General features: G+C 32.8%; 9 protein-coding genes and 1 tRNA gene. 1 reads left to right on the top strand and 9 read right to left on the bottom strand.

Going from position 1 to position 13,941, the window contains the following annotated elements:
- Nucleotides 1–80: 80 nt before the first annotated feature.
- The 6 genes from Q0997_RS04935 to Q0997_RS04910 all read right to left on the bottom strand — a co-directional run bounded on the left by Q0997_RS04935 (nt 81) and on the right by Q0997_RS04910 (nt 5,605).
- Nucleotides 81–1,376: a hemolysin family protein gene (locus Q0997_RS04935; RefSeq protein ID WP_299885394.1), complete on the bottom strand. Its 1,296-nt coding sequence runs from the start codon at nt 1,374–1,376 to the stop codon at nt 81–83.
- The gene (locus tag Q0997_RS04930) at nt 1,377–1,571 is read right to left on the bottom strand and encodes a hypothetical protein (RefSeq protein WP_299885391.1); all 195 of its coding nucleotides are present in this window, start codon (nt 1,569–1,571) and stop codon (nt 1,377–1,379) included. It abuts the gene before it with no gap.
- A gap of 77 nt (nt 1,572–1,648) precedes the next feature.
- Nucleotides 1,649–2,209, bottom strand: a complete 561-nt coding sequence (lptC, locus tag Q0997_RS04925; RefSeq protein WP_299885388.1) for an LPS export ABC transporter periplasmic protein LptC — start codon at nt 2,207–2,209, stop codon at nt 1,649–1,651.
- The gene (locus tag Q0997_RS04920; protein ID WP_299885385.1) at nt 2,210–3,544 is read right to left on the bottom strand and encodes a hypothetical protein; all 1,335 of its coding nucleotides are present in this window, start codon (nt 3,542–3,544) and stop codon (nt 2,210–2,212) included. It lies immediately after the preceding gene.
- A 19-nt stretch (nt 3,545–3,563) separates the two neighbouring features.
- Complete coding sequence (locus Q0997_RS04915) at nt 3,564–4,877, bottom strand: hypothetical protein (protein ID WP_299885381.1); 1,314 nt, start codon at nt 4,875–4,877, stop codon at nt 3,564–3,566.
- Nucleotides 4,877–5,605 carry a type III pantothenate kinase gene (locus Q0997_RS04910; RefSeq protein ID WP_299885378.1) on the bottom strand — a complete coding sequence of 243 codons (729 nt, stop codon included), beginning with the start codon at nt 5,603–5,605 and terminating at the stop codon, nt 4,877–4,879. The genes Q0997_RS04915 and Q0997_RS04910 overlap by 1 nt, the downstream gene beginning before the upstream one ends.
- A gap of 103 nt (nt 5,606–5,708) precedes the next feature.
- On the opposite strand from Q0997_RS04910, the gene Q0997_RS04905 reads away from it, so the two are divergent.
- Nucleotides 5,709–5,784, top strand: a tRNA-Phe gene (locus Q0997_RS04905).
- Nucleotides 5,785–5,876: 92 nt separating this feature from the next.
- Here the strand turns inward: Q0997_RS04905 and Q0997_RS04900 are convergent.
- From Q0997_RS04900 to Q0997_RS04890, 3 genes are all read right to left on the bottom strand, one after another.
- Nucleotides 5,877–7,232 (bottom strand): ATP-binding protein, encoded by a 1,356-nt coding sequence (locus Q0997_RS04900; RefSeq protein ID WP_299885376.1) that lies wholly within the window; start codon nt 7,230–7,232, stop codon nt 5,877–5,879.
- A gap of 105 nt (nt 7,233–7,337) precedes the next feature.
- Nucleotides 7,338–8,507: a DUF4157 domain-containing protein gene (locus tag Q0997_RS04895; RefSeq protein ID WP_299885373.1), complete on the bottom strand. Its 1,170-nt coding sequence runs from the start codon at nt 8,505–8,507 to the stop codon at nt 7,338–7,340.
- A gap of 21 nt (nt 8,508–8,528) precedes the next feature.
- The gene (locus Q0997_RS04890) at nt 8,529–13,940 is read right to left on the bottom strand and encodes a DUF4157 domain-containing protein (protein ID WP_299885370.1); all 5,412 of its coding nucleotides are present in this window, start codon (nt 13,938–13,940) and stop codon (nt 8,529–8,531) included.
- Between the last annotated feature and the right edge of the window lies 1 nt (nt 13,941).

Here is a 13,941-nt window from a genome sequence, read left to right as displayed (position 1 = left end):
GAAATTTGCATTAATTGAAATTAATTAATATTACGTAAGATTTTTAGTAAAAATCCAGACTTAACAGTCTGTTATATAGACTAATCGTCTGCTTTTATTTCAAGTGTTACTAAATCAATTTTAGTATTAGAGACTTCAATAATTTTAAACAAAAATTTATCTGTATCAACAATATCGTTTTGTTGCGGAATTTCTTCTGTATGATCTACTATTAAACCACCTAATGTTTCATAGTTTTCTCCTTCAGGTAAATTTAACTTGTAAGTTTCGTTAATATAGTCAACTTCTAATCTTGCAGAAAACACATAGTTTAAATCGTCTATTTTTTCTTCTTTTAGTAATATAGTATCGTGTTCATCTTGTATTTCGCCAAAGAGTTCTTCTACTATATCTTCTACAGTCATGATACCAGATGTCCCACCATATTCATCTAAAACAACTGCAATACTTTTTCTTTTCTTAGTTAAGACATTTAAAATATCATTTACCAACATAGTTTCTGGCACAAACTCTACAGGTAATTGCATAGATTTAATTGTTTTGGGTTTTTTAAAAAGCTCGAAAGCATGAGCATAACCTACAATATCATCAATTGTTTCTTTGTATATTAATATTTTAGAAAGCCCTGTTTCTGTAAATAAACCGCTCAAATTAGACACAGAATCGTTTATATCTATAGCTACAATCTCTGTACGCGGTATCATAACCTCTCTAGCTTTAACCTCTGCAAACTCTAAGGCATTTTGAAAGATTTGAATTTCCGTGTCAATTTCATCATGAGCTTCAACAGATTCCATTTGCTCACTTATATAGTTACCTAACTCAACTTTAGTAAAAGCTAATTGAACTTGATCTCCTTCTGTTTTAAAGAATTTTTTAAGTATAAAATCTGAAATCCAAAGCACAAAATCTGAAATAAAAGTAAACACGAGGTAAAATAAATAAGCAGGAAAAGCTAATACTTTAATTAAGGTATTACTATAAATTTGAAAAAACACTTTAGGCAAAAACTCTGCAGTAAATAATATTACCAGAGTAGAGATAACCGTTTGAGATAGCAAACTAAAATCGATTAATAAAACATCTAGAAAACCAAAACGCGTTGGAATTAATTTTTGAAACCATTTCATGAGTAAATCACCCATGAAAAAACCATAAATAACTAATGCAATATTGTTACCAATAAGCATAGTGGCAATAAACTTTGATGGTTTAGATGTTAATTTCGAAAGAATTCTCGCTAAAAAGTCATCTTGTTTTTTTTCAATTTCAATATGAATTTTATTGGCAGAAACATAAGCGATCTCCATTCCAGAAAAGAATGCAGATAATAATAATGATACAACAATAATTAAAATAACTGCTGCTGTAGTCATCTATTTAGAATTATTACGCTCATCATATTTTTTATGGAATCGTCTTCTAAAGAAAAACATAAATGTTGCTAATGCAAATAAGAATAAAGACAAGTAAGCGTGATTTCTATCACTGTTCCAGGTCATTATTGCATCGTATAAAAAATAAATACCAGCGATTAAGTATATAAATTGTGAGAATTTTAAATATTTCAATGTAATAAGATTATTAATTTACAATAGTAAAGATATATAAAAAGTTTGAGTGAGAATAGATATTAAGATCTTAGACATTATTCACTAACAGCAAAAGTACCCTTTATTTCTAGAACTTCTGCTTTAGAAAAATCTCGATTAGAATCAAAACCATTACCGTGAGTGATATAATCTTTTGATTTATAGGTTACGGCTGAATTTGTAAACAACCATTCTTTATTTTGATCAAAATATAACTGCTCTGCAAATAATGAGTCTTTTTGAGAAGTAGCTATAATAACATTTCCTTGTAAATCTATAACGTCTGTTTCTGAATATAAAATAGCATAATCTGAAACAATAGTAGTTTTCGTTTTACTATTATTACCATCATAAATATGAAGTATTACACCTTCAGGAAACTCAGAATAAGCAAAGTCTCTATTACCGTAGTCTAACATTTTTTTACTAATTAAATTAGCAACAACACGACCAGAATCTGTTCTTTTAGCATTTATCTTCTCTGCAATCCCTTGAGGTTCGTTAGCAGAAACCCCTATTTTTTGAACCTCTTGAAAGTTATTTTTACAAGAAAAAAATAAAGTCACAGCTAATGCTATGACTCCATTTTTTATAATATGTAAACTTTTATTTTTCATTTATACATTTGGCACTGTAACACTTCTTTGAATCCAGCATCCAACTTTTATGGTTTTTCCACTCATATTCTTATTGAATATTTCAGTTTTTGTAGGTGCTAAACCTCTATAACTTTTAGCAGCTTTAGAGCTTCCTCCTTTTTCTGCCGCTTGTGCTGCTAACCAAAATACTGCACGTTGAGAAAAATTATCTCCTCCACAATTTTTAGCACTTTTACCGTACATATCTGCTATCTGTAAATATGGACTTCTATCTGAAGGATTCATTTCCATAACTTTCATATAGTACTGTCTTGCTTTCCCATATTTTCCTTTAGACTTAAAGCCTCCAGCAATTTTCTTATACAATTTTGCTTTCTTAAAAGGATCTGTTTGTAATGATAATGATTGATCAAAATACTTTTGCTCTCCAGTAATTAAATATAAATAGTATGCTGTATCTGCATCTGGCTCTATTGTATTCTTTTGCTTTACAACTTTTACAAACATTGGATCATCTTTACATCCTTTTGCATGTAATTTGTTCATTGCACGTTGTAACCACTGTGCATTATTTTTATTAGCATCGTAATCTTTTTGATATAGCGGTATTAAAGTTTCACAATTTGCCCTTCCTCCAATTTCACTATCTACACTACCAGAAATCTTATCTAAAGCACTTAATGTTTGTGTATAAAACTTCTTATATCTTTTCTCCTTTTTTGTTAATGTTGCTCCAGAAGCTTCTTTAGCTGTTAATTTATTTAATTCAGCAGAATTCTTTTCAACCTCAGTTTCTAACTTACCTACAACATCATCATACTTATCAAATAACTCTTGCGCCGTTTTTTGCTTAGCATCAAACAACTTAACCATATATTTGAAGTAAACATATAAACCTTTAGGGCTTTTAAAGTTTTTTAAATCTGATTTAAAGATTGCATCAAATTCATTATAAATCATAGTATCATTTAAACCTAATAACTCTCTATTATCATATCTTAACTCTGCTTTTTTAGCATCATATTTACCTTTAGGAGTTTTACTTGCAAAATTTAAAGCTCTTGTATCCCACATAGCTATAAGTTCGTTTATATACCCCACTTTTTTGTCACCAGTAGCATTTTTAATAAAATGCTTAAACATATCTTCTCCATATTTATATAATCCTGAATTATACTTAGGACAAGTCGCTACTAAACTTTTATAAGGAGCATAAGCGGCATCAAAGTTTTTTGCTTTAACATACTCACTCATTATAGATAAGTTTGTTCTACATTCTTCGGTATCTTGTGCAAAGCCTATACTTGTTCCTAAAAACAAAAAAGCTATTAATAATGTAATGTTAGTTTTCATAATATTAAATTTTACTCTGTTAGTCATACTTTCTTTTGTTAAACCATCTGTCGTTTAACGATAAACTTAATTGGAATTTTACAAAGTTCTCTTTTATTAAATTAGCACTTGTTGTACCACGGTTTCCTATTTCGAAACCTAAGTTAGTATTAGAGAATAATCTTCCAACTGGTAATCCTACTCCAAAAGATATGCCAAACTCTTTTATAGACTGATTTTGTATGTTTAGACCAGTGTTTTCAAAACGCATACCTGCTCTATAAACTACTCTTTTATAATAACTTGACAAACTATTATACTTAGGAATATAAAATCCTCCTATAGATAGTCCTGATGCATTTTCAAAATTAGAGACGCCATCATTATACAGTTCATTAAAAAATTTACTAGTGTTTTGAGTAGTATATTCTATACCAGCAAACCATTTGTTAGGCTTTCCTAATCCAGCACCAATAGAAAAACGTGATGGTAATTTTAAATCTGTTTCGTCTAGACCAGAAGACGTTAAATCTCCTTCTATGGTATCAATATCAAATTCTGAACCTGTTAAAGGATCGATTGTAATAGTAGAAAAAGAACGCGTGTTTTTAGATGTTAAACTACTAGATGGAGTATAAGTAAAAGCAGATTGCAATTCTAATTTATCTGTAACCATACCTTTATAATGGAAGCCTAAATTAATATTTATACCACTTAAATCTGAACGATTATTTTCACGAGTTTGAGATTGTAAAGGCTCTCCTTCATTATTATATCTATATTCTATAGTACTATTTTGAATGTTTCCAAAATTATAATTAGCATCAATACCAGCACTAAAGTTTTTTGTAAACTGATAACCTACTGAAAGAAATGCTTTATTCAAACCGCCTTCTCCTCTAAATCTTTCATTTAAATCTCCATCGCTATTTCTATTTTCTAACTTATAACCAACAGCAGTATATGGCAATAAACCAAAACCAAAACCTAATTTACCTATAGGCACAGATAAGGCCAAATAATCGAATGTAGTAGAACTTACTTTAGCCTCTCCAGAATTACTTTCTAAATTAGTAGAAGTTGTACTTGCTCCAACAGCAAATTTCACAGGTCTACTTTCTCCGTTAAATGGAAAGATCGACAAATTATTTTCAGCATAAGTAGCTGGGTTCCTTAAATTCACATGAATACTATCTTTATAGATGCTCAATCCACCCATGCTTCCATTCTCCACTGTCCCTTTAAATTTTAAAGATCCTATTCCATAAAAAGAATAAGGAGATGCTGTCCCTTCTTGGGCGTAACTTTGAATTGCAAATAATGCAATAAAAACTAATACAAGTTTTTTTATCATTAGTGTGTATTATATTGTAAAATAAAATTCAATCCCTCTAAAAGGAAATTCGAGTTCGCAAATATGCTACTTTTTAATTGTTTAGACAACATTTTAGCATCTCCTCCTGTTAAAATAATTGTTAAATCTCCAAATTCTTTAACATACTGTTCAATATTACCATCTATTTCTCTTAAAACTCCGTTAACAACTCCTGAATGCATTGAACTTGCCGTAGAGTTTCCAACAATAGTTTTTGGAACTTCTGTTTTTAATAACGGTAAATTGGCTGTTTGATTATGCATAGCTTTATAACGCATTCTAATTCCTGGTGAAATAGCGCCTCCTAAGTATTCGTTTTTATGATTTATAAAATCGAAAGTAATACATGTACCCGCATCAATAATTAATACATTTTCATTTGGAAATTGTTCTACTGAAGCGCAAACTAAAGCTATTCTATCAATTCCTAATGTTTTTGGAGTACCGTATAAATTAGTAAATGGTATTCTTGTTTTATGACTTAAAATGGTTAATTGTAGGTTTTTTTCTAAAAAATCTAGCGTTTTTTGATCAAGTTTTCCAACAGAAGAAACGATACCAACCTTTAAATCGTCATATTTTTCTTGAAGTTTTTCAATTACTTCAATAATTTTTTTGGTTTTAACTCTTTCTTTGTCTTTTATCTTATCACGCTTAAAAACAGCTAGTTTAGTATACGTATTACCTACATCAATGATTAAATTCATAGTCTAAATTGAAAAAAGCTAATTTACAAAATGAAATTTTACAAATTTTCTTTTGCAAGTATTAAAATTGAAACTATATTTGCACTCGCATTTTTATGCAACTGGTGCCTTAGCTCAGTTGGTAGAGCAAAGGACTGAAAATCCTTGTGTCCCTGGTTCGATTCCTGGAGGCACCACCACTAAAAACCCGATCAAATTGATCGGGTTTTTTGGTTTTCTATAATGATAGTTAGATATAATATAATTATGAACACTTATAAAACTACCAATATCACAGAATTTTATCCTGTTTTGCAAATTCTTTTTTTATGCTACTATAAATATCCTCTAACTTTAAAGCATTACTTTTTTTAGCATATGCTCTTAGAGATGCATAATACATAACATTAATAATTTCTGCTCCTGTCATTTCATATTTTTCTGCAATTGCTTTCCAATCTATTTCTGTTTTTAAAAACATGTCTTGTGGAATACTCTGTGTCCATAATTTATACCTTTCGCTCGCTCCAGGAATAGGGAAGTGAATAATATTATGAAAACGCCTAAGAAAAGCATCATCTATATTATTCTTGAAATTTGAAGCCAAAATAAGCAACCCTTTAAAATCTTCTATTCTTTGTAATAAATACGAAACTTCTTGATTCGCAAATTTATCATTTGAACTTTGGACACTTGTTCGTTTTCCAAAGAGAGCATCTGCTTCATCAAAAAAGAGGATCCAGTTTTTTCGTTCGGCTCTATTAAAAACCATTTCTATATGTTTTTCTGTCTCACCAATATATTTTGAAACCACCAAAGACAAATCAATTCTATAAACAGGAATATCGAATTTTTTACCCAGTAAAGAAGCTGTAAGGGTTTTCCCGGTACCAGCTTGCCCATAAAACAATACGCGATAGCCTGGTTTTATTTTTCTTCCAAAGGAGACATCTTTCAAAACATGTTGATTATACTCCATCCATATTTGAATATCATTAATTTGTTCTAATGTTTGTGGATGTAAAACCAAATCTTCCCATAACATTTCAGTTTGAATTTTTCTAGCTGGAAATTCAACACTATATACTGGAGCAGATTCTTTACCTAGTAATATTTTTTCTAACCAATCTGGATCTGGAATTAATTTTCCACTCATAATTGGTTCTCCTGGTGCCGCACCATGTAATTGAAGTAAACCATGAATTGCAAATAAACAATCACTATTAAATAATTGCTGGTATTTTAATCGCTCCTCAATATTAGTTCCTGCTAAAATATAAAGTGCGGTTTCCCCTGTAGGCATTATACCACGATATTGTTGCCCTTTAACTCCTCCAAATGCAACAAATTCACCTCCATTTGGTAACACTTGACTCATTAATTTTTCTACAAATCCAGGCTGTATATGTGGTAGTACTGCTAAAAGAAGAATTATTTTTTCAGCCAAAGAAAATCCATCTTCAAGTTGTAATAGCGCATTCATCCCAATACTAAATTCTTCATTTATACTAGACTCTAAATCTAAATTTGATGAATTATTTTCAGCAGTAATACGATGAATAATTAATTCGCTCATTCCTTTAATACATGCATCAAATTTATTTCTCGGAATAGTAATAGGTTTTACATTATTTTTGACGGTTTTCATTTTTTTTAATTAAAAAAGTTCGTTAACGAATATTTTACAATCATTCAATTGAAGTTTACAATGTTAAGATACAGTATATTCAACTGTAAACAAACAGATTAACTTTTAATCTACTGGTTCTTCAGGAGGCGCAGCTGATGTTTGGTCTTCACAATCCATATCTACCGAAATATGAAAAGGATCTAACGCATCGCTAGCACTCTGCGCTGAAGATTTACGAGCTACCTCATTAGTTTCATGTAATTGCTGCACAAATTCCTGAATTCCAGCACTACAGCCAGTATAATCTATAGCTAAAGTCACAGTGCCATTATACTGGTTAAAAGCCGTCACATGATCTTGTTCATGTGGTGCCAACACATTATCAATTGCATTTCTAACACGTTCATGTTGACAATCTGTTAATCCTTCCGGTACATCTGGCAATGTAACACTAGTAGCAACATGATAGTCTATTTGTAATTGCCCTGTATAATGATAACAATCATTCTCTGCACATCCAACACAATCTTCACTTGGTGTTCTTGTTAAATTTCGAGTAGATCCAATACCTCCATCAAATGTCGCATCTGTGCTTCCTTCAAATGTGACTGAATTGGCATATACTCTTTTGGTTGTTTGCATACCAAAGGTTTGAAAATCTGGTACAGACTCAGGAGTCATAATACGTTCTTCTTCCTGTTCGGCTTCTTTTTCCATCATCACGTTATCTGCCTCTGAAGCTTCCTGAACATCTTCTTCTTTAGTTTGCTGTTCGTTTTCTTCTTTAGTAGGTTCAGTACTTTCTTCTTCAGGCATCATTTGAATAACATGCCTTCCGTTTTTTTGTTGTTGAACATGTTTTAATTCATGTGCCATTAACTTTTTTTCTTCTATACTTCCCGCTTCAAAATGAGCTTTATTTAGTACTATATGGTTTTTATAAGTGAATGCTTTAGCTCCAATTTCTTTGGCTGCACTAGCGGCTTCTTTATCCTTGTGCAACTTTACATCCCCAAAATTATCTTGCATTTTCCCCTCGAAAAAAGCTCTATTTTGTATAGACATACCATTTCCTTTACTTCCTATGTTATTCATATAATGTCCAAAAAAACTTTTACTAGATCCTTTGGTTTCTCCATTAGATTTTTTTTGAACGCCTTTCTTTTCTTCATCTTCACATTTTTCACATTTGCGCTGTACTTGTGATTCAAAGAAATTATCGTTTTGCACTTGCTTCTGTGCCGGTTTTTGACGCCTTATTCTCCGTCTTTGGTTTGATGATTTATTTTTCATGATATAATTTATTAAATAATACTATATATTAGAATCTGGTCCAATTTCTGCTCTTTTACTACTATCTACAAAATATTCTACTTTTCTAGTTTGCCTTCTAAAACCATCTCCAGTTCCTGAAGTATTTGATTCTTGCATTAATTTTTCAAAAATTTGATTCATCATTTCGGTTTCATTTATTTCACCTTCGATAAATTGATTAGCAATTAGATTATTAAATATTGACCTAGCTAACGATCTTCCTTCATTAAATTCTAAGGTCGCTTTCACCTTCATTGTGAACCTCAAAATACTATTCTCATGTAAAGTACCTCTATCTCTATTTGTTTCAATTCTATCTCCAATCCAATCACTTATCGAATTTTCTACATCAGCCATTGTTCTGGTATTAAAAGTAGGGCTCGTTAAAATAATATTTAACGATTGAGCTTCTCCTGGGCCTTGAAATCTGTTTGCTATTAAATGAGCCCTATGCAATCCTGTGGCTGTAGTTGAATTCATTCTTGATCTTCCAGAAACACCTGTGTCTCTTTGTCTTGCCAAGCCTCTACCAATTATTTCTTGCTCTTCGACATTAGTTTGCGTAGTAGTTTCTAATTCATTCTCCATTAATGAAGCTTCAAAACTATTACCATTTTGAGTTGTTATATTAATTTTAAATGCATCTCTAGTATCTCCTTCAAAATCCATAAAATCTATATTTGATATTTGATACTCTTCGTGATTTCCGCTACTACTACCTATCTGTAATTTCCCATCATTATCAAAATGATAAGCTTGATTAGATGTACCTCCAGTTCTTCTAATATGGCTTCTTCTTTCACTTGTTTTACCTATAACAGCATAACCTTTTCCTCTAAGGTTAGTCTGTAGCTCAATACCTTGTTGATTTAACGCTCCAGAACCATTCAAGAATACAGAACCAACACTACCACTTAAATACAACTCTATATTATCTCCTATAAGTTCTGGCATTAAATTAAATACCACCATAACTTTAGTTTTTAATATGTTCATTTGAGAGTCTAATTCTGTTTGAGCTGTAGTAACCCTTTGTTCATCATTAGCTTGATCAGCAAGAACAAGAGCATTTGCCTTTTGAGTTGCAATACTATGCTCCGTTTCAACTTCATTAATCGCTGCAGTTTTTTGTGAATCTCCATTGGCAGCTTCTCTCCATTCATTAATTTTAGCATCCAAATTCATTGGAGTACTAGCTACTTTAATACGAGTTGAACCAGCACTATTTTCTACCCAAAGACGATGTGACTCTCCTCCTGCGGTGAATCCAAATATAGACCCAAATGCAGCCCTTATTCCCCCTACGACTCTTTCACCAAATTCTATTACTCGAATTACGCCATCTATAATTGGCCTCCCTATTCGTAATGCCTTAGCTACTAACCAATCTATTCCTTCTGTTATTTTTACACGCACACTGGTTATAATTTCGGCTATACGCCTACCAATACCTCCTAAACCAACTTGATTCGCAAGGAAACCAATTAATACTGGAATACCTCTTGCCATAGCACCTTCTAGATAATCGGCAGCGGCTTGTACATTTCCAGCCGCTATCTCTGCAATACCATTTACAAAAGAGTTTAATATTTCAAGCATTGCTCTTAACTGTTCAATAAACGACTGTATAGCTCTATAAATACCAATTACACTATTAATAACTGCCATAATACCTGTAGGATCTAACATACTCAACAGTTTAGTTGTTACGCTTGCGATAATTCGAGTCATAATCCAGTTTCTAGCAGCAGCTAAAACTATATTCCATAATTCACTAAGTTTCTCTTGTACAAATTCCCAAATTGCAATTGGCCCTCTATCCATTACATCTTTAATAAAGGTCCAAATACCCGTTAACTTATCAATAGCTCCTCTAATTTTAGCTACTTTTTCTGCACCAATCTGCTCTGTTAATTTAAGCCAAACACGTTCCATAATATGCTCTATACTGATCCCTAGAATCTGCATAATAAGGTTTAGAATACTCTTAAAACTTAAATCTGGAGGCATTTGGATACCTAATTCTCCTAAAGAACCAAATAACCAATTGGCTAAACCAGACATAAGGTGTTTTAAAATATTATCGAAAAATTGAGTAAATCCTTGTTTAATTCCACGTAAAATATTTTTTAGAAAACCTATAGGATCTCGCTTAATATTTCCAAAGGCTTCTAAAGAACGTTGAATAATATTATTGACCGTTTCGAATGGGAAATTCATTGCGATTAACAACAATTCAACAACAATTTGGACAATAGTAATTACAAAACGAACAAGTCGAATAACCGGATCTCCAAACGTAGCCACAATTCTAGCAAAAACTTCAAAAGGGTTTAAGAAGTCATTCCAATCTAAAGCCTCCCATAAGCTCGTAAACAATCCAACAACATATTCCAAAGTAAAATTAAGGCGCTTAACTGCCTTATCTACCTTTTGCGTCATTTGATCAATTTTTCCACTCTCTTTAAGTTGTTGAAATTGTGCTTCTCCACCTTCCATAAGACTAAAGAACCCATGAATCATATTCTCTGTATTCCTTAATACTCTTTTACCAGAAAATGGATCTCTACCTATAAGAACTGTAATAAGGAAATACCCTCTAGTTTCTTTTGCATAATTACTTAATCGTTCTAATAATGCTTCTCTAAGAATACCTATAAGTATTATCATAGCATCTGTAAAGAAATCTATAATTCTATTTATTGGAGTAAGGAACGCTTGGGCTATTTCTGTAAAAGTTTCGATTGGGCTAAAGAGTGAATCGAAAGTAATTAGTTCCCAAACTGTACTAAATATGTTACCTACATCACTTATAATGTCTTGAACCAATCCAATACTTCTATCTATCCATTCAACACATTTTATAAAAATGCCGTTTTCAAGCATCTGAGATTTAATTTGAGCGCCGCGCTCTCCTAAAACTTTTAATGCTGCATTTAAAATATTAGTCCCATTAAACGCTACTTGCTCTCCTGAAATAGGGTCTTCTCCTAGTAAAAGGACCAATAAATCATAAGCATCTGGAAAGTATTCTTTAACAAAAGTAACTAAGGTTGAAATAGCTATATCTTTCACCATAGTTAAAAAATCTCCTCCTACTTCTGCTACAAAATCAACTATATCTGTGACAATAGATTGGAATAAATTTGCCACATTATTCATCACTTGTTCAGGATTGGCCACATCATCAATACTCAATCTATTCCAGAAATTTTCGAATCTAGATTCTACGCTTGCAATTAAATCTGAAAAACGCTGTACGGATTCGAATAACCAATCAGCTACAGGGTTAATGGCTTCGAAATACTCTAAAACCCATTTCACCATAGCGCCACCAATTGGAATGATATCAAGTACAGCATCCAATAAGGTAATTGGTGTTTTATTTACACCTCGGCCAGTTATAGGATCATATCCTAAAATATAACTCAAGAGTGTGTATCCTGGTATTTCTACAACAAAATCACGTACTTTATCAAGCAGCCAATTTTTGGCAGCATCTAACCCTTCTTCTATTAAGTCGGCAACATCTGAAGCTAAACCTGAAACCGCATCCCATGCATCTCCTAACCAACCTCCTTGAATTAATTTACCTGGAGATTTATTTCTTATTTGCATTGCTGGTGTTGATTCTGCCTTGGTTTGGATAAAACCTGATGAATCATCACTTTCCATTTCTATTCCTTTGGAAGCAAATCCTCCTGCTCCTCCTATTTCTGAACGCTGAATAGCTTCTTCTTCATTATCTTTTTCATTAACTTCTTGTTTTGCTTGAACTACTTCTTCCTCTTCTTTCCCCTTTTGAGGGTTCTCAGACTTTGCTTGAATGTCTTCTTCTTCATTTTCATTCTCAGCTTTTCTACTTACATTATATTTAAGTTTTCTAAGCTCTTTAAAGGTCTTAGGCTCGGTATCTTTATCTCCTTCAGACGGATCTCTGAGGTTCCCCGTTTTTGCAACTAATGGATTAAAGAAAGCATGCCAATTACTTAGATCATGTGTTTGTACCTGTATTTCACCTCCCATATGGTCGTCTCCAGCAGTATTACCATTTACACTTTTAACCCTGTTAGCACCTTCCATACCCACTACTAACCCATAATGAGAACGCTCTTCTTTATAAGCGATGTCTCCAGGTTTAGGAATATGACCTGAAGGATATGCTGCTTCTGGCGGAATAAAAGATTCTCCAAGCTGCCATTTAGGCATAGGTATTCCAGATTTATTTAGAGCCCAGAAAGCAAAAATACCACACCAACTAGGCATAACATCTCTCATACCTTTTCCGTTTTTGTCTGCATCAGCCTCAACAACTGCCCCGTAAAATTCTGATTTCTTTTTTATACTCTGTTTAGGCACTATGTTTTTCTCTCCAGTAGGTTGAGATACAATTTTATCTTTTCCAAAAGTAGTTTCAAAATATTCCATAAGGCGCTCCCAACCGTAACGGTAGCCATCTGCTCCTTCTTTATTCGCTATTACCTTGCCTTGTTCTGCTTCGGCAAGTTCAACAGCTTTTGTGAGTTGTGGTGCACCTTGACGTTGTAAAATAGATTTACGTTGTACAGCAGTAAAATTGTGTTTTCGTTGTACATTAGAGTATACTGGACTAGCTCCTTGTTGAATAGTATGTGTTAACTCATGAGCAAGAAGTGTCTGCCCCGATTTTGAATCGGGGTCGTATTTTCCACTATTGAAGTAGATATGATTTCCATAGGTAAAGGCATGCGCATTCACTTGCTTACTCATTTGTTGAGCGCTCGTATCAGTATGTATCCTTACCGTACTGAAATCTGCCCCAAACCGGGACGACATGAAGTTCCCGACAGGCTTAGCCATTGGCTGCCCGCCAGAGGTAGAATTGTGCAATTGACTTTGAAATTGCCCAGCACCAGCTGGAGGTCCGCGGCCACTACGTTGTATTACATCTGAATGATACATCGTTGGCCGCTCACTAGAATAAGTTTGTACAGTTTCATCTTCCTCATTAGATGAGGGATTTATATCATTAACATCTCTTTGAATAAATGAAATTTGTTTTGCTTGAATAGAGGTATTATCTTCTTGCTCCTCTTCTACCATACGCTGAATAGTCATAGATGACATTTGCAAAGTTTCTTCCTCTTCATCCTTTGTTTCCTCCATACGCTGTACATCAGGAAGTCCTATTGTAATATTTGGTTGCTTTTGAGGTTCTGGCATATTAACAACGCTTTCTGCTACGGCATCAGCTTCTTTTTCATAACTATCATCAGGTTTATTTACTCGTAACTTAGCTTGGACAGCTGGTTTAAAAAAGGTAGATTCAGGCGCAGAAACTCTCTGCTCTTTTTGAGAACCAAAAAAAGACTGCTCTGTTTTGCGTTGTAATTTAACAGAGGGTTTAACTGTTTTGTCTGCCTTTGAAAACAAA

The organism is uncultured Lacinutrix sp., assembly GCF_947500325.1.
Lineage (GTDB): Bacteria > Bacteroidota > Bacteroidia > Flavobacteriales > Flavobacteriaceae > Lacinutrix.
This window is presented reverse-complemented; position numbering and strand designations above follow the sequence as displayed.